This is a genomic window from Leeuwenhoekiella aestuarii (genome assembly GCF_004104055.1).
GTDB lineage: Bacteria > Bacteroidota > Bacteroidia > Flavobacteriales > Flavobacteriaceae > Leeuwenhoekiella > Leeuwenhoekiella aestuarii.
This window is the reverse complement of record NZ_QOVJ01000003.1, coordinates 45,254-69,087: the sequence shown is the minus strand read 5'-3', so window position 1 is coordinate 69,087 and position 23,834 is coordinate 45,254. Positions and strand designations below refer to the sequence as shown.

The window sequence follows — 23,834 nt, the reverse complement described above, 5'->3', positions numbered from 1 at the left end:
GTTAGCTGACAAATATAAAGGTTTTAAAAAGCTTCTCCCAAACCCTTATCGGTTTTTAAACCGGTCAATAAAAAATTTTATTCTATAGTCTTTACAACTCTCAATGATCTGTCTGTCTTTCTTTTACGTGCATTTTTTAAAATTCCATTGAGAATTACTGTGCATAAAATCAAGATAGCTCCTAGATAAAAACCTGTATTCATCTGCTCAGCATCGCCTAAAATTAGAAATGCAAGGATGATTCCGTAAACAGGTTCCATATTTGTGGTTAGCATTATAGTGTATGGTGTGAGATGTTTCATCACTTTTACCGAAGCAAAAAATGCATAGGCAGTACAAACTGTAGCCAGAATAACTAAATACAACCAATCTAACTGTTTCAGCTGAAAAAATTCTGCATCAAACCGTGCTGTGAACGCAAGGAATAAAGTTATAAACAGCGCTCCTGTAAACAGCTCATAAAATGAAATTACAATAGGATTATGTTTCTGTGCATATTTACCGTTGATCAGTGTAAATACAGCAGAAAGCAAAGCTGAAATAAGCGCAACGATAATACCTTCAGTATACCGAGTCTCTACCTCAAAGATTAAATACAATCCGCAAATTACCAGCAAACCAAAAATAATCTCATACCAGATTACTTTCCGTTTATAAAAAATAGGTTCCAGAATACTGGTAAAAAAAGCACCGGTACTCATCATTGCTAGCGTAATAGAAACATTTGATATTTTTACCGCTCCAAAAAAGGTTAGCCAATGCAGTGCAATTATGATTCCTGCAACAGTTAGCCCCAGTTGGGTTTTTCGGTTAGCTTTTAGCGAAATACCTTTAAATTTTATATATAAAAACAAAACTGCCGAAGCTATAAGCATACGATACCAAACGAGTTCTGTGGCACCTATACTTATAAGCGCTCCTAAAACAGCTGTAAAACCCCATATAAAAACTATGAAGTGTAGATGCAGGTAACTCTTGAGATTATCGTTTCGCACGGTTGAGTAAGTATATGGCTAAAATTCCAAATAATACATTAGGAAGCCATACAGCTACCATAGGGGAAAAGTCTGATTGTTCTGAAATTGTACCAAAGACTTTATCAAAAAAGATAAAAATGAATGCAAGTGAGATACCTAACGCCAGGTTAATTCCCATTCCGCCGCGGCGTTTCATAGAAGAAACAGCTACTGCAATAATCGTTAGGATATAGGCACTTACCGGTAAACTGAAACGCTTATAAAGTGTTACTTCATATCTATTAATCGCTGACGATCCTCTCGCCTTTTCCTTAGCAATAAATTCTCGCAATCGTGGAGTGGTAAGCGTTTCAGCAATATATTCTAACGGAGTTAAATCTTCTAGATCAAAAGAAAACAACGTATCTAGTTTAGATTCAGATATAAGAATATCTCCTTCTTTACCTATAATGCGTTTCTTATATCCATTGAGCCGGTAAAGGGTATCTTCCGGTCTGTACACAATACTGCGTGCCTGAATCTTATATTTTAAGGTATTATCCTCAAAGTGCTCTAGTGTAAAGTTTTGCCCCATTTTACTGGAAGGTGTAAACCTGCTTACATAGATATAGTCATTATCATTAATCTGGCGGTACACATTTCGGGTTTCTCGAGCTGCTTTTCCATTCTTCAGGTATTCATAGGTAAACTCATTGAAACCTCTACTGGCATTAGGTGCTAAATAGGTTCCTAAAATATAAGCTCCCACACAAACAATAGAAGCTCCTATTATATAAGGTCTTAAAAAACGGTAGAAAGAAACGCCACTACTCAAAAAAGCGATAACCTCTGTATTGTTTGCCAGTTTTGAAGTAAACCAAATCACCGACAAAAACAGAAATAACGGAAAAAGAAGATTCGCAAAATAGATCGTAAAATTAAGATAGTAAATAGCCACCTCTATAAAAGGCACCTCGTTAGCTAGCATTTTATCTATCTTCTCAGCAAGGTTTACGGTTATCCCAATAGGGATAAACAACACAAGCATAGTAATAAAAGTACCTAGATAACGCTTGAGAATGTACCAGTCAAGAATTTTCATCTAGAGTCTTTTATCCATTTGTTTTACCATTTTTTCTTTCCAGATATAAAAATCACCAGCAATAATATGTTTACGTGCTTCACGCACTAACCACATATAAAAGCCTAGATTGTGCAAGGTCCCTATTTGACGGCCCAGGGCTTCGCTTACAGTAAATAAGTGACGTACATATGCTTTAGAATATGCCGTATCAACCCAAGTTGTACCATCTGGATCTAAGGGAGAAAAGTCGTCTTCCCATTTCTTATTTTTAATATTTATGGTTCCGTGCTGGGTAAACAAAGTTCCATTACGACCATTACGTGTAGGCATCACACAATCAAACATATCTACACCTAACGCAATATTCTCTAATATATTGATAGGAGTTCCCACACCCATTAAATAACGCGGTTTATCTTCCGGTAGGATTTCGGTAACAATCTCTGTCATTGCATACATTTCTTCAGCGGGCTCACCTACTGAAAGTCCACCAATTGCGTTACCTACCGCTCCTGAATTTGCGATGTATTCTGCAGATTGTTTTCTAAGGTCTTTGTAAGTACTTCCTTGAACTATCGGGAAAAATGCCTGATCATATCCGTATTTCACTGGTGTTTTTGCAAGATGATTAATACATCTGTCTAACCAGCGATGCGTCATATGCATCGATCTTTTTGCGTAATTATAGTCACAAGGATAAGGTGTACATTCATCAAATGCCATAATGATATCTGCACCTATAGTCCGCTGAATTTCCATCACCCGCTCTGGCGTAAACATATGAAACGAGCCATCTATATGTGATTTAAACTTTACCCCTTCCTCTTTGATTTTTCGATTTGCAGATAAAGAATAAACCTGATACCCTCCACTATCAGTAAGAATGTTTCGATCCCAATTCATAAACTTATGCAACCCTCCAGCCTTTTCCAGGATTTCGGTTTGTGGTCTCAGATACAAATGATAAGTGTTTCCTAAGATAATATCTGGATTTATATCTTGTTCTAGCTCCCGCTGATGCACTCCTTTTACAGTGGCAACAGTACCCACTGGCATAAAAATGGGGGTTTCAATAGTTCCGTGATCTGTAGTGATTGCTCCAGCACGTGCCTTACTGGCAGCGTCTTTTGTAACAAGATTAAATAGCATAGTATAATTTAGAGCGGCAAAGATAAAACTATTTAAGAGATAGTGTCTGGCACAAAATGACCATAATAAATGCATTTTTTACACTTAAAATTCAAAACTTCTTAAATTTCCTTAAAACCTTAGTAATATATGGGTTATTGATTGTAATACCTGCCTAAAATGGGTATTTTTGAATTTCAAATTTTAACTTAATCAAAATGCCAAACACAAAACAATTAGAAGATTTTGTCTCTCAGGTAAGAAGAGACATCGTAAGGCAAGTGCACGGAGTAAGTTCTGGTCACCCAGGAGGTTCTTTAGGGTGTGCTGAATTCTTTGTAGCCTTATACCAAGAAGTAATGAAACGTAAAAAAGGTTTTGATATGGACGGAAAAGACGAAGATTTATTCTTCTTGTCTAACGGTCACATTTCTCCAGTTTTTTACAGCGTTTTGGCTCGTTCTGGCTATTTTCCTGTTGAAGAATTAAACACATTTAGAAAAATAGATTCTCGTCTTCAAGGTCACCCTACTACTCACGAAGGCCTACCGGGTATTCGTATTGCTTCGGGATCTTTAGGTCAGGGAATGAGCGTTGCACTTGGCGCTGCTCAAGCTAAAAAATTAAATGGTGATGATAACCTTGTATATTCTCTTCACGGTGATGGTGAATTACAAGAAGGTCAAAACTGGGAAGCTATTCTTTATGCTGCAGGCAACAACGTTGACAACCTTATCGCTACAATAGACCTTAACGGTCAGCAAATAGATGGTAGTACAGACGATGTTCTTAATATGGGTAGCGTACGTGCTAAGTTTGAAGCTTTTGGCTGGGATGTTTTAGATATCGAAAAAGGAAACGACATCGAAGCGATCATTGCTGGTCTCAACGAAGCTAAATCCCGTACCGGAAAAGGTAAGCCCGTTTGCATTTTATTACACACAATTATGGGCCACGGGGTAGACTTTATGATGGACGGTCATGCTTGGCATGGTAAAGCTCCTAACGATGAGCAATTAGAAAAAGCTCTAGCTCAAAATTCAGAGACCTTAGGCGACTATTAATTAGGGCGTATCTTCAAAACAATCTATTAATTTAAAAACCACCCCTATTTGTTTTAGTCCTTAGATTAAAATGGGGTCAGAAATATGAAAAAATTCACAAATTCAGGAAATATAGATACACGTTCTGGTTTTGGAGCAGGTATGGACGAACTTGGAAAAACTCATGAAAATGTTGTTGCTCTATGTGCCGACCTTACCGGTTCTTTAAAACTGAATGATTTTGCAAAAAATCATCCAGAGCGCTTTTTTCAAACCGGTATTGCAGAAGCTAATATGATAGGTATGGCTGCTGGTATGACAATAGGCGGTAAAATACCATATGCTACTTCATTTGCAAACTTTGCTACGGGTCGTGTTTACGATCAAATACGTCAGAGTGTTGCTTATTCAAACAAAAATGTAAAGATCTGTGCATCTCACGCAGGTTTAACGCTAGGAGAAGATGGTGCAACACACCAGATCTTAGAAGATTTAGGTTTGATGAAAATGTTGCCAGGAATGACAGTGATCAATCCTTGTGACTTCAACCAGACAAAAGCAGCTACAATGGCTATCGCAGATTATGAGGGTCCTGTTTATCTTCGTTTTGGTAGACCAAGTGTACCTAATTTTACTGAAGCTGACGGAAAATTTGAAATAGGAAAAGCATTACACCTTGTTGAAGGTTCTGATGTAACTATTCTTGCGACTGGTCACTTAGTATGGCATGCTTTAGAGGCTGCTGAAGAATTAGAAGAAAAAGGAATCAGCGCCGAAGTTATAAACATACACACCATCAAGCCACTTGATGACGAGGCTATCCTTAACTCTATCAAGAAAACACGTTGCGTTGTAACTTGTGAGGAGCACAATTATTTAGGAGGTCTTGGCGAAAGTGTTTCTGGTCTTTTGGCTAAAAATGATCCCGTTTATCAAGAGTTTGTTGCTACAAATGATACTTTTGGTGAAAGTGGCACACCCGCTCAATTAATGGAAAAATACGGTCTAAATACTAAATCTATAGTAGAAGCCGTTAATAAAGTGCTAGCTAAAAAGTAAGCACTTTTAGATATGTTCCTAAAAATGCTTGCTTTTATCAACCAAAATTAATCAGTCTTTAAGCTAGACATTTTTAATTTTAACCGCTCAATTTGAGCACAACTTAACTTGATATGAAAAAAGTATTTTTAGGAATTTTATTTTTAGTCGTGTCTTATGCACACGCACAATCAGAACCGGGGTATGGTATAAAAGCCGGTCTTAACTATGGAGGAACTGGAGATATTTCAGACTCTGCAGAAAACGCTTACCAAGATCCCAGTAGTGACATAGGTTACCATGTTGGAGTTTTTGGCCGTACCGGTGAAAAACTATATTTCAGACCAGAACTTGTTTATACAAAATTAAACTCTACTTATGAGGATGATAATTTTAGTATGCAAAAGCTAGACATGCCATTATTAGTAGGTTTAGAAGTAATAGGTCCACTCAACGTTTTTGCAGGTCCTGCATTTCAATATATTTTAGATACTGAATATGACGGTATCACCTTAGGTGATGTAAAAAATGATTTTACGGTAGGTTTAAATATCGGTGCTGGTTTAGCATTAGGTAAACTAGGTATTGATTTACGTTATGAACGTGGCTTTGGAGATAACGAAGCTGAGTTCTTAGACAATAACGGTATCATTACAAGCGGTGATCGTATAGACACGAGACCTGATCAATTGATCTTAAGTTTTTCGCTAAATCTTTAAAATCCTAAAATATAAAAAAAGCCCGTTATCAATATGATAACGGGCTTTTTATTTTGTATTTATCTGAACCTAGCTGATATCTGGATCTAGATAGTCAAAAACACCATCATTGTCAGAGTCTATATAAATGGTGTTACCATCCTCATCAAAATCAAGTTCATCACGGGTAGGTGTTCCATCACCGTCATCATCGGTATCCAAATAATCAGGAACTCGATCTCCATCTGTATCATCAAGAAGTTCGTTTACATAGTTATTCCCATTAATATCTTCTTTCCAGTTTGGAACTCCGTCATTATCATTATCTGTATCCTCAATTGCACGATAGAGATCAAATGTAAAAACCAGATCAGAATATGCACCAAAACCGGTACCTGAACTGTTGAAATACGCTAAACCACTTGGAATAAATACTGCTCCAATACCATAGTCTCTGCCAAAGTTATACGTACCATCTTCATTTTGAGAAAATTCAGTACCAGCTCTTAGCTCACTCACTCCATTAGCAAAACCAAATACAACCTGAGTTAAATCAAACCAAACTGGAGTAACAGAACTGTCAAATTTATTTCCACCTAAAACATTACCTTGATAATTCACAAGGGTTGAGTCTGCGAATGTAGGTTTGATCCCTGCTCCTTCTTGTGCTTCTAAAACATAAAGTTTATACTCGGTATCTTGAAAGGTATAATTTCTTGTAACCACTTGTTCAATAAGCGGTATCTTATCTGCATTATCACCACTAATTGTGTCAAAAACAATTTTATAATCAAAATCTACAGGTTTATCAGCAAATTCTTCATAATTGTAAAAATGAGTTTCGAGGTAGGTCGTTAGATTAACTGAGCTTTCTGACTGCACCTCTCCACGATCACGTATTTCAACTTCTGTTGTTCCGTCATCATCTTTTTTACAAGAGACAATAATTAAAAGGCCCAGAGCAGCCACTAATACATTTCTTACCATAGTCATCATATTGCTTTTAGGTCGCGCAAGATACAATTTTACGCTATTTTTGTATTGTTAAAAACGAGCTTTAAAGCAATAGATTATGCGTGTTGATAAATATTTGTGGTGTATACGGTACTTTAAAACCCGTTCTATCGCTACAAATGCCTGTAAAAAAGGACAGGTTAAAATAAATGATGTTGCAGTAAAACCCTCAAGAGAAGTTTTTCCTTCAGACACTATACAGGTAAGAAAAAACCAAATCAACTATGTTATTGAGGTTTTAGCACACCCTCCTAGCCGAGTTGGCGCTAAACTGGTAGGTTTGTATTGTGCAGATAAAACACCTGCAGAAAATCTTGAAAAATTAGATCTGTTAAAATACTCTAAGGACTATTACCGTAAAAAAGGTACCGGAAGGCCTACTAAAAAAGACCGCCGCGACCTGGACGATTTTCACGAAAACGACGACTTTTTTGAAGACTGATTTAAACAAAAAATATTGGGAAAACAGATATTTAAATCAGGAAACCGGCTGGAACATTGGTACTATATCAACACCTTTAAAAACATATGTTGATCAGCTTACTAATAAAAGTCTGAAGATTTTAATTCCGGGTGCTGGTTTTGGTCACGAGGCTCAGTATCTAATTAAAAATGGCTTTCAAAATGTAACGGTGATTGATCTTTCTAAGACTGCTTTAAACCAGCTTCAAAAGTCTTTACCTCAAGTTTCATCTTCTCATTTTATAGAAGGAAATTTTTTTGACCATACAGGAAATTACGACCTGATTCTTGAACAAACTTTTTTTTGTGCTCTTCAGCCAGAACTAAGACCAGACTATGCTGAAAAGTGTTTTGAATTATTAATGCCTAACGGAAAACTAGCAGGCGTCTTTTTTGATTTCCTATTAACGAAAAATGGTCCTCCCTTCGGAGGAAGTTTTATTGAATATCAAAAACTTTTCTCTGAATACTTCAGCATAAAAACTTTAGAACGGTGTTATAATTCTATAAAACCACGAGATGGCAAAGAACTCTTTTTTATCTTTGAAAAATTAACAACAACGACCCGATGAAAACTGCCGTGCAGACCATACTTAATCACGAGGATATTCAAAATAAAATACGCCGTATTGCTTATCAGATCTATGAGAGTAATGTAGATGAGCAAGAAATTATTCTAGCCGGTATTGCCCTAAACGGCTATGTGATCGCAGAGCGTCTTAAAACAATTCTCGAAGAAGTGTCTGACCTTAAATGCACACTTTGTAAGGTTACTATGAATAAAATGGAACCTCAAGGCACCGTTGAAACTTCATTAGATGCAACAAAGTATCAAGATAAATCCTTAGTCTTGATTGATGATGTTTTAAATTCTGGAACCACACTCATTTATGGTGTAAAATATTTTCTTGACGTTCCGCTGAAAAAATTTAAAACCGCAGTATTGGTAAATAGAAACCATAAAAAATACCCAGTTAAAGCAGATTTTAAAGGAATTTCTCTTAGCACTTCTTTACAAGAACGCGTTAAGGTGCGCTTCAAGCCGGGTAAAGATTCTGCAATATTAGAATAGTTTTTCGTCTAGTTCGCTTATCAATTGGGCTACTGTGTGTCCCTCAACTCTAATTTTTAGATCTGCCTGATTGTAGTAAAAACTGCGCTCAAATAAATGCTTACGCACAAACTCTTCTAACTTCTCTGGTGTATCCTGATGCTTTAAAACAGGTCTGTGATCGCGCTGTGACGACAAACGATTAGTTAATTCTTCAACTTTTACATTTATATATACTGAAGTTCCTTCAGCGGCTTTTATACGCTGCATAGCATCACCATAGCAAGGTGTACCACCTCCAAGACTTATAATTGTATTATCAAAGCCATCTAAAAGCTCTTGTAGATAACAAGCTTCTTGCTTTCTAAAGTATATTTCTCCTTTTTCTTTGAATAGATCAGCTATACGTTTCCCTTCTTTTTCTTCAAGGTATTCATCAAAATCGATGAAATTCATATTTTTTTCTCGAGCTAAAATCTTCCCTAAAGTAGATTTCCCCGATCCCATATAGCCAATTAAATATATTTTCATTATTAAATTTACTGATTTTCAGAAGCCTATAACTGCCTCTTTATTTTTATTCAAATTTATCATAAAAAGTCTTGTGTAGATAAAAAAAATGGATGTATATTTGCACCCGCATTTAAGGAAAGACTTGGTAGCTCAGTTGGCAGAGCATCTCCCTTTTAAGGAGAGGGTCCTGGGTTCGAGCCCCAGCCAAGTCACAAAATATAAACCAGATCTCAACGTCTGGTTTTATTTTTTAAGATTGTTTTGAATTGAACTAAGATTACCGACTTGGTAGCTCAGTTGGCAGAGCATCTCCCTTTTAAGGAGAGGGTCCTGGGTTCGAGCCCCAGCCAAGTCACAAATCAAAACCAATGCAACAGTTGGTTTTAATTTTAATGTATTTTTGAATTAAATAAACCCGGATGCTGAAATTGGTAGACAGGCACGGTTGAGGGCCGTGTGTACTTTGTACGTGTGGGTTCAAGTCCCATTCCGGGTACTACCAGAACTAAACAAACCCTGTAACGCTCTTGCTTTACAGGGTTTTGTTTTTTTTATAAAATTTTCGCACTAAAATGCTTTAATAGCATCTTCAATACGCTCATCTCCTTCTATCATCTCAAATACCGCATTATGAGCCACATCATCATTAAGAACATGTACTAAGGTATAAGCAACATCATCTCTTGTGATTTTTCCGGGCTCTACGTCTATTGCAGCCTCAATTTTACGAGTACCAGTTTCATTTTTTAAAGTTCCGGGGCGTAAAATTGTATAAGTCAGTCCACTTTTCTTCAGATAGTTATCTGCATTTCTTTTTGCTTCGAGATAATGACGCAACGTATCGCTGCTTTCTGGATTATCTGCACTAATAGAACTGAGCATCACAAATTTCTTTACCCCAGCATCTTTAGCAGCATCTATAAGACTCTTAGCACCTTCCTGGTCTACAGCAGTAGTTTTTTCAGGACCTGTATTTCCACCAGAACCAGCAGCAAAAATCACTTTATCGATACCTTTAACCACGTGAGATAGATCTTTTTCCAGATCACCCAAAACTGTATCTATGTCTTGAATTTTAAATTGCTCTTGCTGTTCTTCTTTACGCACCATAGCAACAGGATTAAAATATTGAGACTCTTTTAAATAAGAAACAACTTGTTTTCCAGTTGTACCGTTTGCTCCTGCTACCAGTACATTTTCTTTATTCTTTTCCATAGTATTGTTTTTAAGTGTGGCCAGTTAATTTGTTCATTTGCAAGTTACAACGCAGATAAAGCTTTGCATAAAGCATTAACGCCCTTTAACGCGTATAACGAGACATCTTAGCATAGTATTAAGATGTAGTTAAAGCATTTTCCTAATCGATATAATACTTCTAATTTTGTAGATATGAAAACAAGCTTTGGCAACCTTACAGATTCAGAAATCCCGGTTTTAATAGATTTCTTTGCGACATGGTGTGGTCCGTGTCAAACCCTTGCTCCTATTCTTGAGGATGTGAAAAAGGATATGGGCGAAAAAGTAAAAATTATCAAAGTAGATGTAGACAAAAACCAAACGCTTGCTCAAAAATTTCAAGTGCGCGGTGTGCCCACTTTAATGCTTTTTAAAGACGGAAAACAAGTATGGCGCCAGAGCGGAGTACTAACCCGCGCTGACCTAAAAAAGGTTATTGAAAGTTATTAATTAAATTAACGGCTTTTAATTTCTCCAAAACCTATTCCCAAAGCTTTCTCATAATTTCTAAGAATACGCAGTTCTTTTGAAGTCACTAGAGCCAGTGAAAGCCCTTCTTTGCCGGCACGTGCAGTTCGACCGCTGCGATGCGTATAGTATTCTTCCTGATCTGGCATCTGGTAGTGAATTACAAATGTAAGATCTTGAACATCCAGACCGCGCGCAGCTATATCTGTAGCTACTAATAACCGAAGGCTTTCATTTTTGAATGCACGCATCACTTTATCACGCTCTTTCTGCAACATATCCCCTTGTAAAGCTTCCGCAGCAATATTTTTTGCCACTAACTGTTTAGCTAATTTTGCTGTGGCTGTTTTGGTCTTACAAAAAATAATTCCACGCTCCCCCCCTTTACTTTTTAAAAAATTCAGCAAAATGGGCAGTTTCTCTGTTTCATCACACTGTAAAAACTTGTGATCGATGTTCTTATTTACAACATCTCTACTTATCTGAATGCGATGCGCATCAGCATTCATATGCTCATTTACAATTTGCTTAATACCGTGAGGCATTGTCGCCGAAAACAACCACTTGTTCCCAACATCCCTCACAAATCCTAAAATCTCGTCAAGTTGCTGCTTAAAGCCCATACTAAGCATTTCATCAGCTTCATCTAAAACAACTGTTTCTACCTGAGAAAGGTCTATAGCTTTACGATTAAGCAGATCAATAAGCCTCCCCGGAGTTGCAACAACTATATGTGTGGGACGAGACAGATTTTTGATCTGAATATCTATTTTCTCTCCACCATAAACGGCTTCGGTAAAAATCTTATCAGTGTATTTTGTAAATCGAAACAACTGCTTTGCCACCTGTTGACTCAATTCACGAGTGGGACACAAAATCAACACCTGAATGCTTTTTTGTTTGGGGTTTACCTGCTCAAGAATAGGTAATCCATACGCAGCAGTTTTACCCGTACCGGTTTGTGCCTGTCCTACTAAATGCGTTTTTCCCTCCAGTAAAAGAGGAATCACTTCAGCTTGTATTGCTGTTGGAGTTACAATTCCTAATTCATTCAACCCTTTGATCAAACCATTACTTAATCCAAGCTCTTTAAAATTCTGTGCCATTGTTTCTATTTAGAGTTGCAAAGATAGGCAACCCAACAGCGATTTAGATTAATTAAAAAATTAAGATTTAAACAGAGATCCAGGCGTGATAATTTCAGCTCTCAGTAAAGCTAAAATCTTGCTTCGATTTATGGTCTTTGCAACTAAACCGTATTAAGTTACCCACACTCTCACTTTACATAAAGTTGTATTTTTAGAATTAAAACTGAGCCATGTTTAAACATCTTCTACTTATCACAATATCTGTATTTCTCCCTGTTTCGATTTTCGCTCAGGATAAACCAGCTTACACTTTGTTTGATGCTTCAGGCAATTCAGTGACATATCAAACGATGCTTGACTCTCTTCAGCATAAAAAAGACGTTATTCTTTTTGGTGAAATGCACGACAACCCTATCGCTCATTGGTTAGAGTTAGAGGTCACTAAAGATCTGTTGGAGACTCAAAAACTTACTCTGGGTGCAGAAATGATTGAAGCTGATAACCAAGCTCAGATCAATGCCTACTTAAATGACAGCATAGATCTCAAACAATTAGATTCTACAGCCAGACTTTGGATAAATCATAAAACAGATTATCAGCCGCTTATTGATTTTGCTAAAACGGAAAATTTAAAATTTATAGCAACGAATGTTCCGCGACGTTATGCTAGTATGGTTTACAAACAAGGCTTTGAAGCTTTAGACAGTCTTTCTTCTGAAGAAAAACAATGGATTGCCCCTCTCCCCATAACATTTGATTCGCAATTACCACGCTATCGTAAAATCCTAAAAATGATGGGAGATCACGGCTCTCCAAATCTCGTAATGGCCCAAGCTTTAAAAGATGCGACGATGGCATATTATATTATAAAAAACCGAAAGCCTGATCACGTATTTATTCACTACAACGGTTCCTATCATAGTGATTTTCACGAGGGGATTTTATGGTATTTGCAACAAGCTGAACCTAACCTTAACTATACAACTATTAGCAGCGTTTCACAAAAAAACTTAGAAAATCTTGAAGAAGAATATTTAAATCAAGCAGATTTTATAATCGTTATTGATGAGGATATGACCACCACTTACTAATTAGTAACTCAATTTCAGGCGATTATCATTTCTAAAAAATTATATCAAATAACTATAACGATATAGCTTAAAAAAATTGTAAAATTTTCAAAATTGATAGTATTACTATTAATTTTGCGAATAAATATATTTTTTATGAATGATTTACTTCGAAACCTGAAGATCTCAATTAATGAAAGCATCTATTTAAAAGATCCTGAGTCTTCAGATCTAGGTAAACGTATAGTAGAGCACGGAATTCTGTTGATCAACGAGTTGGGTTTTGACAATTTTACATTCAAAAAACTGGGTGAACATATACAGTCTAACGAGAGCTCTATTTACCGGTATTTTGAGAATAAGCACAAGTTCTTAATATACCTTACTAATTGGTATTGGGGTTGGAAAGAATACCAACTGGCATTTGCTACTATAAATATCAAAGACCCTAAACACAAGCTCAATCAAGCAATAGAAATTCTTACACGTGAAGTAGAAGAAGATCAATCCTTTAATCATATTAATGAGGTAGCATTAAATAAGATTGTGATTAATGAATATTCTAAATCGTATCTCACTAAAGAAGTCGACGACGAGAACAAAGAGGGTTATTTTCTGATTTATAAGAGACTATCTAATCGTCTCAAAGAAATGATCGCAGATGTAAATGAGGGTTATCCTTACCCTTCGAGTCTTGCAAGTACCATTCTTGCAGGTTCATTACATCAACACTTTTTGAAAGATCATTTTACTTCATTGACAGATTGCGGAGCAAAAACCTCCCCTTCTCAATATTTCATCCACCTGACATCAAACTTATTAAACTCCTAAAATTTTATGGATAATAAATCATTAACGCCCTGGCAACGTTTTATACGTCTGCTGCAGTTAGAAAAACAAGATTTTCTTCAGATTCTTTACTACGCCATTTTTGCCGGTATCGTGAGTTTATCGCTTCCGTTAGGTATTCAGGCGATTGTAAACCTAATTCAGGGAGCGCAGATCACCACGTCGTGGATTATTCTCGTTGTTTTAGTAACACTAGGAGTAGCTTTTGTTGGTGCGCTTCAATTGATGCAGATACGTATTGTTGAAAACATTCAGCAAAAAATATTTACACGTGCCTCTTTTGAGTTTACTTATCGCTTTCCGAAGATAAAAATGAGTGAGCTTAATGATTACTACCCACCAGAATTGGCAAACCGTTTTTTTGATATTCTTACAATTCAAAAAGGATTATATAAACTTGTTCTTGATTTTCCGGCAGCTTTGGTACAAATCGTATTTGGACTGATCTTACTATCTTTTTACCATCCATTCTTTATTTTTTATGGATTGCTTCTGATCATTTTGATCTATTTGGTTTTTAAATTTACAGGAAATACGGGACTGCAAACCAGTCTTACCGAATCTAAATACAAATACAAAATCGCACATTGGATTCAGGAAATTGCGCGAACGCTTGTGAGTTTTAAACTTTCGGGTCGCTCCAGTCTCGCCATTAATAAGAATGATGCCCTAGTTAGTGATTATATTGATTCTCGAGAAAGTCACTTTAGAATTTTGCGTATTCAGTTTATGCAAATGATAGGATTTAAAGTGCTTGTTACCGCCGGTCTTTTATTGATAGGTGGTATTCTGGTACTCAATCAACAGATGAATATTGGTCAGTTTGTCGCTGCAGAAATCATCATTCTACTCATTATAAATTCTGTTGAAAAACTAATTTTAGGACTGGAGAATTTTTACGATTTACTTACTGCTTTAGAAAAAGTAGGTCAGGTTGTAGACAAAGAATTAGAGCCTCAAAATCTTGACAAACCTTTTACTGATGCAGATAATCTTACTCTTGAACTGAAAGATATCAGTTATATAGATACAACAGACAATAAAACTATTCTTAAAGACATTTCGCTTACTGTCAATCCAGGAGAGCATCTTCTGATCAATGGCCCTAACGGAAGTGGAAAGAGTACCTTATTAAAAATTATCGCAGGGATCCTTGAACCCACAGCCGGTGAGTTTTACATCAATAACAAATCGTTTAAAGGGATTAACCCGAATCATTACCGTTCATTATTGGGACAGTCTTTCCCTGAAGAATCTCCATTTGAAGGAACTATTTTAGACAATATTACTTTTGGCGATCCTACAGTACCCGAGAAAGACGTGGACTGGGCGATTAAAAATATGGGGCTTTCAGAATTCATCAAAGAACAGCCTAAAGGGCTTCACACTATGATTAAGCCTGAAGCGCAGCGATTATCTCGTACTATCGCAGATAAAATAGTTATGGCGCGCAGTATTGTACGCAAGCCTAAAGTCCTGATTTTAAAAGAACCTCTAACTAAATTTTCTGCAGAAGAAAAAGAGCGTATCGTTAATTTCATTTTTGACAAGTCTAACAGTTGGGCTGTAATTGTAGCCAGTAAAGACCGTGCTTGGCAAAATTGCTGCGAACGCACTTTATGGTTAGATGGTGGTAAAATTTCAAACTTAAACTAAAAAGCTATGCTTAATATATCACACGATAAACTAAACGAAAAGGTTGATATTTCGGGCTATAAAGCTTCTAAAAAAGTTTTAGATAAAAAGCACTATACTTACTTCAACCGTTTTTTAAAAGTGTTTTCAGTAATCCTGATCGTAATTCTCTTTTTACCTTGGACACAGACCATTTCAGGTATTGGATATGTAACAACCCTGACTCCTGAGCAAAGACCGCAAACCATACAATCACCTATTCCCGGACGTGTTGAGAAATGGTATGTAAGAGAAGGAGATTTTGTAAAAAAGGGAGATACAATCTTATTTATTACCGAAATCAAAAACGAATACTTTGATCCCAATCTGGTCGAACGTACCGAACAACAGGTACGCGCAAAAGCAAGTTCTGTAGCCTCCTACAAAAACAAAGTAAATGCTTTAGGAAACCAGATAGGAGCTTTAAGAAATGAACGCACTTTAAAATTGCAACAAGCCGAAAACAAACGTATTCAGGCTGGTTTAAAAATTAAAAGTGATAGCATAGATTATGAAGCTACAAAAACAAACTTGCGCATTGCAGAACGTCAGTATGAGCGAACTTTAGCGCTTCAACAAGAAGGTTTAAAAGCAGTTACAGATGTTGAAGAAAAGCGACTGAAACTTCAGGAAAGTCAAGCTAAAATAATTTCTCAAGAGAATAAACTACTTGCCAGCAGAAATGAACTTTTAAATGCAAAGATTGAGCTTAATCGTCTCGAAGCTACCTATGCTGATAAAATTTCAAAAGCACAAAGTGATCAGGCTACGGCGCTTTCTACTCAATATGACACAGAAGCTGCGGTAAGCAAACTAGAGAATAGCCGCACCAATTATGAGATACGTAATGCGCTGTATTATGTACGTGCACCTCAGGATGGTTACATCAATAAAGCCATTATAGGTGGTCTGGGAGAAACATTTAAGGAAGGGCAGCAATTAGTAAGTATAATGCCATCTAACTTTGACATTGCCGTAGAAACCTATGTGAAGCCTATAGATTTACCGCTGATTCATCCCGGTGAAAAAGTACGTATTCAGTTTGATGGATGGCCTTCTATTGTATTTAGCGGGTGGCCTTATAACTCTTTCGGAACCTTTGGAGGTAAAGTAGTTGCTATTGAACGCTTTATTAGTGCTAACGGAAAATACCGTGTATTACTTGCTCCTGATGAAGAAGAGCAACCCTGGCCAGAAGAATTGCGCATAGGAGCCGGAGCAAACACACTGGCTCTTCTAGAAGATGTGCCTATTTGGTATGAATTATGGCGAAAACTAAATGGATTTCCTCCTAATTACTACACACCTGCCAGCTCACCTGAAACTAAAAAGAAATGAAAAACACGCTAGTTTTACTTTTATTTTTGACAGGTTGCTTTAGCCTCTTTGCTCAGGAAGATGAATTGCAAATACTAAGCTTTAAAGAATATATGAGCCTGGTAAAGCAAAACCATCCGGTAGCAAAACAGGCGCAACTCATAGGTGAAATCGGTGAAGCAAAATTATTAAAGGCTCGCGGTGGTTTTGATCCTAAAGTTGAAGTTGATTTTGATCAGAAAGTTTTTAAAGAGACCGAGTATTACAATTTGCTTAATGCTACTTTTAAAATCCCCACTTGGTATGGTATTGATCTTAAAGCACAGTTTGAGCAAAACGATGGATATTATTTAAATCCGCAGAAGACAGTACCAGAAAATGGTCTTTACACTGCGGGAATCTCAGCATCTTTAGGTCAGGGCTTATGGATTAATGAACGTATGGCTACCCTTAAACAAGCCAAATTATACCGAGAACAAACTAAAGCAGATCTCGATATCGCAGTGAACACCATTCTTTACGATGCATCAGTCGCGTATTTTGAATGGCTTCAGGCTTATAAAAAAGTAAGGCTTTATGAACGATTTCTTGAGAATACAATAATCAGATTTAAAGGGATTAAAACCAGCGCGCTTGCCGGAGACATCCCGTTAATTGATACCACTGAAGCTAAAATAAGTGTACAAAGTAGAGAGTTGAGCCTGAAAGAAGTTCAGCTGGAGTTCATTCAAAAAAAACTTGAACTTTCTAATTTTTTATGGGTGGGAAATAATATCCCTGTCGAATTACAGCCGGGAGTTTTTCCGCAGAGAGATTTAGATTTTGTAATTGATGAAACCTTAAACATCACAGGTTTTGATCTTGCAAATTTTGAAGTTGAAGAACACCCTAAAATGCGCTCGCTTTCTTATAAAGTGCAAGGCTTAGAAATCGATAAACAATTTAAAGGCAATAAGCTTTTACCTGTAATTGATGTCAACTATAATTTTATCACTTCAGAACCAGATGATCTCAACACATTTTATACGCAAAATTATAAAGCGGGTTTACGTTTTAAAATGCCCTTATTTCTTCGGAAAGAGCGCGGTGATTTGAAACTGGCTCAATTGAAATTGAGAGATACAGAATACGAGTTAACCAATACTCGCTTACAACTTAAGAATAAGATTTTAGCTGTAAACACAGAACTTAACACTCTTGAAGAACAAAATGTTTTAGTGTCTGAATTAGTGGTTAATTATGATGCGATGTTAACTGCAGAAGAGCGCAAGTATCAAGTAGGTGAAAGTTCAATCTTTCTCATAAACTCGCGAGAATTAAAACTCATAGATTCTCAATTAAAACAGATTGAAATCACCAATAAATTCTACAAAGCAAAGGCTAAACTCTTTAAAACCATTGCAAACAATCCTGATAGTCTTTAAAATGCTATTTATGCTGTTTTAGTTTCTATTTAAAAGCCATCTAATAAGCTAAACTTTGTACCTTTGTGCCTCCTAAAAAAGAGACATGATTATAGTTAAAACAAGGGAAGAGATAGAATTGATGCGCGAGAGTGCCCTTATTGTTTCTAAAACTCTTGGTGCACTAGCATCAGAAGTTAAACCCGGTGTAACCACACTTGAACTAGATAAAATCGCAGAAACTTGTATACGTGATCACGGTGCTATACCAGGATTTTTGGGTTTATATGATTTCCCAAACACATTGTGTATGAGCCCCAATGAGCAGGTGGTTCATGGGATTCCGAATGACAATCCATTAGAAGATGGTGACATTATTTCTATAGATTGTGGTGCTTTAAAAAATGGATTTTACGGAGATCACGCCTATACTTTTGAAGTAGGTGAGGTAGAACCGGAAACTAAAAAATTACTTCAGGTTACTAAAGAATCGTTATACAAAGGTATCGCTGAATTTAAATTTGGTAATCGTGTAGGTGACGTGGGATATGCAATACAAAAATATTGTGAAGATCACGGTTATGGTATCGTACGCGAGTTAGTAGGTCACGGTGTAGGAGCTACCATGCACGAAGATCCTGAAATGCCTAACTACGGAAGACGCGGTCGCGGAAAGAAATTTATTGAAGGGATGGTTGTAGCAATAGAACCTATGGTAAATCGTGGTACACATCGCATCAAACAGCATCGTGATGGATGGACAATTACAACCCGTGATAATGAACCTAGTGCTCATTTTGAACACGATGTCGCTTTAGTTGACGGAAAACCTGAGCTTCTTTCAACTTTTAAGTATATTTATGATGCCCTAGGCATCACCAGTGATGAAGAAGACGCTTTTAGAGCAGAACCAATTACCAACTAACCAAAAATACCACCAAGTGCCATGCAGCTAGAAACTTGGATAGATTACAGTGAAGAAAACTGGGAGGAAGATTATAAAATAGGCCTTTCGAACTATGGAAGAGTACGTAGCTATAGCAAAGACCCAAAAGGGAATTTGATTAAAGGCGGTCACATTAATGGTTATGTTACTGTGAACGTAAAACTAGCAAACGGAAAGCGACGTAATTTTTATCTGCATAAACTTTTAGCAAAAGCATTCTTAACTCCCGGTGAAAACGAAAAAGCTGTTTTACACCTCAATCATGATAAAACAGATAACAGGATAGCTAATCTAAAATGGGCAACACATAAAGAGCGTTATGCACATCAAAAAACAAGTCCATTAGATATTAAAAGGCGTACTTCTGGAGAGCGTCATTATACTAAACTCTCTTATGCCGAAGCAAAAGTGCTCAAGAAAAAACTCCTTGACCCTAATAGGCGTACTCGTTTAAAAGTTTTAGCTAAGCAATTTGGTGTTTCAGAAATGCAATTACACCGTATAAAAACCGGTGAAAATTGGGGTGACCTAAAAGTATGATTGCAAGTCTTTTTAAACGAATTTTAAATCTCGTTCCCAGACCTTTATTGATCCGTTTAAGTTATGTGGCACGACCTTTCTTAGCATTTAGCTTAAAGGGTGATCGCTATGAAGACCCCATTGATGGTAAAACCTTTCGTAAATTCTTGCCGTACGGTTATGGGAGTCCGCGCGAAAATGTACTTTCCCCTTCTACCCTATCTTTAGAACGTCACCGGTTACTCTGGCTTTTTTTAAAAAAGGAAACCGATTTTTTTTCTGCACCTGCAAAAGTGCTACATTTTGCTCCGGAACAAGCATTTTACAAACGCTTCAGAAATCTCAAAAACTTAAACTACACCACTACCGATCTGTTTTCGCCTCTTGCAGATGTTAAAGCAGACATTTGCAATCTGCCTTTTGATGACAATACTTATGGTGTCATTTTATGCAATCACGTTTTAGAACACATACCAGACGATACTAGAGCGATGCAAGAACTCTATAGGGTTTTAAAACCAGGTGGAATGGCTATTTTGCAAATTCCACAAGAAATGTCACGAGCAACAACTTTTGCAGATGACACCATCAAAGATCCAAAAGAACGTGCAGCTATTTTTGGTCAATACGACCACGTACGTGTTTATGGAAGAGATTATTTTGATAAATTACGCAGTATAGGTTTTAAGGTTAAAGAAGTTGATTATACCAAAAAACTTTCAGCATCAGAAATTGACAGGTACAGATTGGCAAAAGATGAGATTCTTCCGGTGTGTTATAAATGATCTTTATGAAAAAAAGCTACTTAATCCTTATTGCATTTCTAACATTCAGTAATTGGATTTTTAGCCAAGCAAATGACTGTACTGATGCTATTTTACTTTGCGGAAATACACCCGTTGGAATTGAACCACAAGGAGTAGGTTTTGACGAATTCAGTTTACCAGGTAATTTTGCACCTCCTTGTTACAGCTTCAATAATCAAACAGTTTGGTTTAGGGTTGAAATTGATCAAGGAGGAACTTTAGGTTTTGACATCATACCAGATAATGGAACCGATGATTATGACTTTGCTGTTTATGGGCCTGTAAGTGATTGCGCTAATTTAGGTATGTCTATAAGATGCAGCAGCACCAATCCACTAGCAGCAGGAGTAAGTGGCAATACGGGCTTAAATGCCACTGAAACCGATTTATCTGAAGGTCCCGGTCCAAATGGCAATGGTTACTTAAAAGAACTTGACACACAAGCCGGAGAAACATACTATATTTTATTAGATAGAGCTCACGGAGCTTCAGGATTTCAAATCAATTTGAATGGAACAGCAGTTCTACCTCAAAGCCCAGACTTTAACACACCACAGAATCTCGAAACCTGTGACGATGATGGTACTGAAGATGGCTATGCTCGTTTTAATCTATTAAGTCAAGCTTCAGCAATTACCAGAAACTTCCCTAACTCAAGAGTGAGCTTTCACGAAAGTTTAAATGATGCGAACTTAAATCTAAATCCCATAGCCGCAACAACCTACACAAATACAAAAGCAAACAGCCAAAGGATCTACGCACGTGTTTCAAGTGTAATCGGACCTTGTACTGAAATAACTTCGTTTGATCTCATTGTCAATCCGCTTCCTTCCTACAACAATCCCAACGAATTGTATATCTGCGATGCAACAGGAATCGTAAATTATGATCTGTCAGCTCTTAGCGAAAGTATCACTGGCAACTCACCCAATCTGGTCATCTCTTATTATAGATCTGCCATCGAGGCGCTAATGAATCAAAACCCAATACAGGATATTAACGTACCGCTAAGTGGAATTACTGTTCACTTTTTAGTGAGAAACACTGCTACCAACTGTTTTATTTTTGATGAATTTGACATCAGCTATCAAAACAGTCCGGCTCTGGTAAAGCCGGCACCACTTATCTATTGTCGGGATGATAATATGACGCTTACTTTCGATCTTTCTAATATTGAAGAAGTAGCTTTAGATGGATTAAATCCTGATGATCATGACACTTACTTCTACGAGACAGACGCTGACCGAAATGACGATGCCAATCGCTTGCCTTTACTCTGGGATACAGAAGCTATTTCTAAAACTGTATTCTTAAGAAGCATTAATAGTATTACGGGTTGTTTTGCTGATGAATCTTTTGAAGTTCAAGTTATAGAGTCTCCAGATTATACATTTAAAGAAATTCAATATTTATGTATTGATGCGCCCAATCCAAAAATCTTAAGCATTGATAGCGGTTTTGATTTTTATGAGTGGAGTACCGGGGAAAATGGCACTACATTAAATGAGATTGAAATTACACAAACAGGAACCTATAGCGTAACAGCCTATAACAGCTTTGGTTGTTCAACCACAAAAACTACAGAAGTACGATCTTCTGAAGCTGCAACGATTACCGGTATTGAAATTACCGGACTAAACTACCCCAGAAACGAAGCTACTATTACAGTTACCGGAACTGGCGTCTATGAGTTTGCTATTGACGGAGGACCGTATACAACAAACACAACTTTTACCGGTTTATCCAGAGGGTATCATACTATTGCTGTAAAAGATACACAAGGCTGTGCCACTACCATTTCAGAGCCTTTTTTAATTCTAGACTATCCAAGGTATTTTACTCCCAACGGTGATGGCTATCACGATACGTGGCAGTTAATAGGTCTGGATGAATACCCTGGGGCAGTCATAAGAGTCTATGATCGTTACGGTAAATTATTGAAAGAACTGGGCGCTAATAGTAATGGATGGGATGGCACTTATTTAGGTACTCTTTTAAAACCAGACGACTATTGGTTTGAACTAATTTTACCCGAAGGCGAGCGTGTTACAGGTCATTTTAGCCTGATTAATTGACAGGCACTAAATAATCTTTAAAAGAATCTGACATATAGATTTTAATGCTATCTTCTACTGTTCTCGTGTACATTAGATAAGCATCTACTCCGCTTGTTTTATTTAAAACTGCTTTAGATTTTTCAAAACCCAATGCCATAAAAGCAGTAGCAAAAGCATCTGCTTCTGCACAAGAATTAGCAATCACTGTTGCGCTAAGAACATCACTTTTTTCCGCAAGGCCGGTAATAGGATTTACAGTGTGTACAAATCGTTGCCCAGTAATAGAATCTATTCTAAATTTCCGGTAATTACCAGAACCTGCCATCCCTTTATTGTGCAGTGAAACGGCTTCAGTATAATCACGATCTGTAACCGGTGCATTTATGTTTTCAATACCTACACGCCATTCTTGTTGTTTATCTAGGTTATGACCTCGCGCAAGAAGTTCGCCTCCCAATTCAATCAAATAATTTTCGACACCATTAGCCTCGAGCATTTTACCTATACGATCTATACAATAACCTTTTGCTATACTATTAAAATCGAGATAAACCGACTTATTATCTTTTTGAATTTTCCCCTTGGAAGTAATCTTGATCTTATTCAAACCAACATATTGTTTTAAAGAGTCTAAAGTTACTGAATCAAGTTGATTCAAGCACTTTTCTGGACCGAAACCATATGCATTCACCAAAATACCTACCGTAGGATCATAGACTCCGTCAGTGGCTTTATATACCTTTTTAGACAGCTCTAAAACTTCTTTAAACATTGCATCCACGACCACAGAAGTATCTCCGGCATTTATACGGGAAATATCTGAATCTGTTTGATAGGTGCTCATCGATTTATTAATAACAGCAATTGTTGAATCAAAGTGTTTGGCTACTTCAAAACGCTCTGCACTATAAAACTGAACCTGATACCCAGTCCCTAATGCCTGACCAGAGAGCACAACCAACTTGGGATCTGGCTTGCAACTTGCCATTAATGTAAAAACAATAAAACTATAAATAAATCGCATATGTCAAATCTCTTGAAGTCCATTATATATTACCGTATAATCATTCCCTTTTTCAACAGGTTTGCCATAATCTGAAGCGCTACCTAAGCCTACTCCTGCGTAAAATGTTCTGGCATTAAACTTGGCAGCATGTTCTTTCATTTCCTGCATAAAAACAGGGTTGTATTCAGAAACATTTTCAGGATACTTCTTAACTCGTACTATTACAAAATGAAGCTTCTTATCTCGTAGAGCTACAAATTGTGGGTTACGTTTCAATTCTGAATTAACACCTAAAAATTCAAACCCTTGTTCTTCAAGATCTTTACCTACGATATTCATCGCAAGGTTGTGAAGCTCTTGTTCGCTTAATAATTCTACCATTTTGCAAAGATAGTATGCCTGAAATTA

25 protein-coding genes and 3 tRNA genes are annotated in these 23,834 nt (G+C 36.9%); 19 read left to right on the top strand and 9 right to left on the bottom strand.

Translation table 11 applies throughout. From position 1 onward, the window contains the following. Positions 1–77 precede the first annotated feature (77 nt). From DSM03_RS09330 to tgt, 3 genes are read right to left on the bottom strand one after another with little or no spacing between them, the layout of a single operon-like run. Positions 78–995 (bottom strand): DMT family transporter, encoded by a 918-nt coding sequence (locus tag DSM03_RS09330; RefSeq protein ID WP_128760252.1) that lies wholly within the window; start codon positions 993–995, stop codon positions 78–80. Next, positions 982–2,058 carry an LptF/LptG family permease gene (locus tag DSM03_RS09325; RefSeq protein ID WP_128760251.1) on the bottom strand — a complete coding sequence of 359 codons (1,077 nt, stop codon included), beginning with the start codon at positions 2,056–2,058 and terminating at the stop codon, positions 982–984. Before DSM03_RS09325 ends, DSM03_RS09330 begins: the two co-directional genes overlap by 14 nt. Continuing rightward, positions 2,059–3,189: a tRNA guanosine(34) transglycosylase Tgt gene (gene tgt, locus DSM03_RS09320; RefSeq protein WP_128760250.1), complete on the bottom strand. Its 1,131-nt coding sequence runs from the start codon at positions 3,187–3,189 to the stop codon at positions 2,059–2,061. Between the two features lie 197 nt (positions 3,190–3,386). Here tgt and DSM03_RS09315 point away from each other — a divergent pair, with 197 nt between their 5' ends. From DSM03_RS09315 to DSM03_RS09305, 3 genes are all read left to right on the top strand, one after another. Further along, complete coding sequence (locus DSM03_RS09315) at positions 3,387–4,232, top strand: transketolase (RefSeq protein ID WP_128760249.1); 846 nt, start codon at positions 3,387–3,389, stop codon at positions 4,230–4,232. A gap of 84 nt (positions 4,233–4,316) precedes the next feature. After that, positions 4,317–5,270: a transketolase family protein gene (locus DSM03_RS09310; RefSeq protein WP_128760248.1), complete on the top strand. Its 954-nt coding sequence runs from the start codon at positions 4,317–4,319 to the stop codon at positions 5,268–5,270. 113 nt (positions 5,271–5,383) lie between these two features. Continuing rightward, on the top strand, positions 5,384–5,968 hold the full coding sequence (locus tag DSM03_RS09305; RefSeq protein ID WP_128760247.1) for an outer membrane beta-barrel protein: 585 nt from the start codon (positions 5,384–5,386) through the stop codon (positions 5,966–5,968). 69 nt (positions 5,969–6,037) lie between these two features. Here the strand turns inward: DSM03_RS09305 and DSM03_RS09300 are convergent, their stop codons facing one another. Further along, positions 6,038–6,934 (bottom strand): FKBP-type peptidyl-prolyl cis-trans isomerase, encoded by an 897-nt coding sequence (locus DSM03_RS09300; protein WP_236643946.1) that lies wholly within the window; start codon positions 6,932–6,934, stop codon positions 6,038–6,040. Between the two features lie 85 nt (positions 6,935–7,019). On the opposite strand from DSM03_RS09300, the gene DSM03_RS09295 reads away from it, so the two are divergent. Genes DSM03_RS09295 through DSM03_RS09285 form a run of 3 tightly spaced genes read left to right on the top strand, consistent with a single transcriptional unit; the run spans position 7,020 to position 8,495 of the window. Beyond that, positions 7,020–7,403, top strand: coding sequence for an RNA-binding S4 domain-containing protein (locus DSM03_RS09295; RefSeq protein ID WP_128760246.1), 384 nt, complete (start codon positions 7,020–7,022; stop codon positions 7,401–7,403). Further along, positions 7,393–7,995, top strand: a complete 603-nt coding sequence (locus DSM03_RS09290) for a methyltransferase (RefSeq protein WP_128760245.1) — start codon at positions 7,393–7,395, stop codon at positions 7,993–7,995. Before DSM03_RS09295 ends, DSM03_RS09290 begins: the two co-directional genes overlap by 11 nt. Beyond that, the gene (locus tag DSM03_RS09285) at positions 7,992–8,495 is read left to right on the top strand and encodes a phosphoribosyltransferase family protein (protein ID WP_128760244.1); all 504 of its coding nucleotides are present in this window, start codon (positions 7,992–7,994) and stop codon (positions 8,493–8,495) included. Before DSM03_RS09290 ends, DSM03_RS09285 begins: the two co-directional genes overlap by 4 nt. On the opposite strand, the gene DSM03_RS09280 is transcribed toward DSM03_RS09285, so the two are convergent. Further along, positions 8,487–9,005, bottom strand: a complete 519-nt coding sequence (locus DSM03_RS09280; protein WP_128760243.1) for a shikimate kinase — start codon at positions 9,003–9,005, stop codon at positions 8,487–8,489. The two genes, DSM03_RS09285 and DSM03_RS09280, sit on opposite strands and share 9 nt — an antisense overlap. Positions 9,006–9,126: 121 nt before the next feature. Here DSM03_RS09280 and DSM03_RS09275 point away from each other — a divergent pair. The 3 genes from DSM03_RS09275 to DSM03_RS09265 all read left to right on the top strand — a co-directional run bounded on the left by DSM03_RS09275 (position 9,127) and on the right by DSM03_RS09265 (position 9,483). Then, a tRNA-Lys gene (locus DSM03_RS09275) sits at positions 9,127–9,199 on the top strand. Positions 9,200–9,269: 70 nt separating this feature from the next. After that, a tRNA-Lys gene (locus tag DSM03_RS09270) sits at positions 9,270–9,342 on the top strand. Between the two features lie 58 nt (positions 9,343–9,400). Beyond that, a tRNA-Leu gene (locus DSM03_RS09265) sits at positions 9,401–9,483 on the top strand. Between the two features lie 71 nt (positions 9,484–9,554). Here DSM03_RS09265 and DSM03_RS09260 read toward each other — a convergent pair. Next, positions 9,555–10,202 carry an SDR family oxidoreductase gene (locus DSM03_RS09260; RefSeq protein WP_128760227.1) on the bottom strand — a complete coding sequence of 216 codons (648 nt, stop codon included), beginning with the start codon at positions 10,200–10,202 and terminating at the stop codon, positions 9,555–9,557. Positions 10,203–10,376: 174 nt separating this feature from the next. Here DSM03_RS09260 and trxA point away from each other — a divergent pair, with 174 nt between their 5' ends. Next, the gene (gene trxA / locus DSM03_RS09255) at positions 10,377–10,673 is read left to right on the top strand and encodes a thioredoxin (RefSeq protein WP_128760226.1); all 297 of its coding nucleotides are present in this window, start codon (positions 10,377–10,379) and stop codon (positions 10,671–10,673) included. 5 nt (positions 10,674–10,678) lie between these two features. On the opposite strand, the gene DSM03_RS09250 is transcribed toward trxA, so the two are convergent. After that, the gene (locus DSM03_RS09250; protein WP_128760225.1) at positions 10,679–11,797 is read right to left on the bottom strand and encodes a DEAD/DEAH box helicase; all 1,119 of its coding nucleotides are present in this window, start codon (positions 11,795–11,797) and stop codon (positions 10,679–10,681) included. A gap of 212 nt (positions 11,798–12,009) precedes the next feature. Here DSM03_RS09250 and DSM03_RS09245 point away from each other — a divergent pair, with 212 nt between their 5' ends. The 9 genes from DSM03_RS09245 (at position 12,010) to DSM03_RS09205 (ending at position 22,438) form a co-directional block, all read left to right on the top strand. After that, complete coding sequence (locus tag DSM03_RS09245; protein WP_128760224.1) at positions 12,010–12,870, top strand: ChaN family lipoprotein; 861 nt, start codon at positions 12,010–12,012, stop codon at positions 12,868–12,870. A gap of 135 nt (positions 12,871–13,005) precedes the next feature. Beyond that, a complete protein-coding gene (locus DSM03_RS09240) occupies positions 13,006–13,680 on the top strand; it encodes a TetR/AcrR family transcriptional regulator (protein ID WP_128760223.1) in 675 nt (224 codons plus the stop codon). Positions 13,681–13,686: 6 nt separating this feature from the next. After that, entirely contained in the window at positions 13,687–15,354 is a 1,668-nt protein-coding gene (locus DSM03_RS09235) for a peptidase domain-containing ABC transporter (protein ID WP_128760222.1), read from the top strand. A gap of 6 nt (positions 15,355–15,360) precedes the next feature. Continuing rightward, the gene (locus DSM03_RS09230) at positions 15,361–16,710 is read left to right on the top strand and encodes an HlyD family secretion protein (RefSeq protein ID WP_128760221.1); all 1,350 of its coding nucleotides are present in this window, start codon (positions 15,361–15,363) and stop codon (positions 16,708–16,710) included. Continuing rightward, the gene (locus tag DSM03_RS09225; RefSeq protein WP_128760220.1) at positions 16,707–18,113 is read left to right on the top strand and encodes a TolC family protein; all 1,407 of its coding nucleotides are present in this window, start codon (positions 16,707–16,709) and stop codon (positions 18,111–18,113) included. Before DSM03_RS09230 ends, DSM03_RS09225 begins: the two co-directional genes overlap by 4 nt. 85 nt (positions 18,114–18,198) lie before the next feature. Continuing rightward, positions 18,199–19,017: a type I methionyl aminopeptidase gene (map, locus tag DSM03_RS09220; RefSeq protein WP_128760219.1), complete on the top strand. Its 819-nt coding sequence runs from the start codon at positions 18,199–18,201 to the stop codon at positions 19,015–19,017. Positions 19,018–19,038: 21 nt separating this feature from the next. After that, positions 19,039–19,578, top strand: a complete 540-nt coding sequence (locus tag DSM03_RS09215; protein WP_128760218.1) for an HNH endonuclease — start codon at positions 19,039–19,041, stop codon at positions 19,576–19,578. Beyond that, positions 19,578–20,342, top strand: a complete 765-nt coding sequence (locus DSM03_RS09210; protein WP_128760706.1) for a class I SAM-dependent methyltransferase — start codon at positions 19,578–19,580, stop codon at positions 20,340–20,342. The genes DSM03_RS09215 and DSM03_RS09210 overlap by 1 nt, the downstream gene beginning before the upstream one ends. A 5-nt stretch (positions 20,343–20,347) precedes the next feature. Beyond that, a complete protein-coding gene (locus DSM03_RS09205; RefSeq protein ID WP_161567059.1) occupies positions 20,348–22,438 on the top strand; it encodes a T9SS type B sorting domain-containing protein in 2,091 nt (696 codons plus the stop codon). Here DSM03_RS09205 and DSM03_RS09200 read toward each other — a convergent pair. Together DSM03_RS09200 and DSM03_RS09195 are read right to left on the bottom strand one after the other, a co-directional pair. After that, positions 22,431–23,444 carry an FAD:protein FMN transferase gene (locus tag DSM03_RS09200; protein WP_128760216.1) on the bottom strand — a complete coding sequence of 338 codons (1,014 nt, stop codon included), beginning with the start codon at positions 23,442–23,444 and terminating at the stop codon, positions 22,431–22,433. The two genes, DSM03_RS09205 and DSM03_RS09200, sit on opposite strands and share 8 nt — an antisense overlap. A gap of 3 nt (positions 23,445–23,447) precedes the next feature. After that, positions 23,448–23,807: a Na(+)-translocating NADH-quinone reductase subunit F gene (locus tag DSM03_RS09195; protein ID WP_128760215.1), complete on the bottom strand. Its 360-nt coding sequence runs from the start codon at positions 23,805–23,807 to the stop codon at positions 23,448–23,450. Positions 23,808–23,834: the final 27 nt, after the last annotated feature.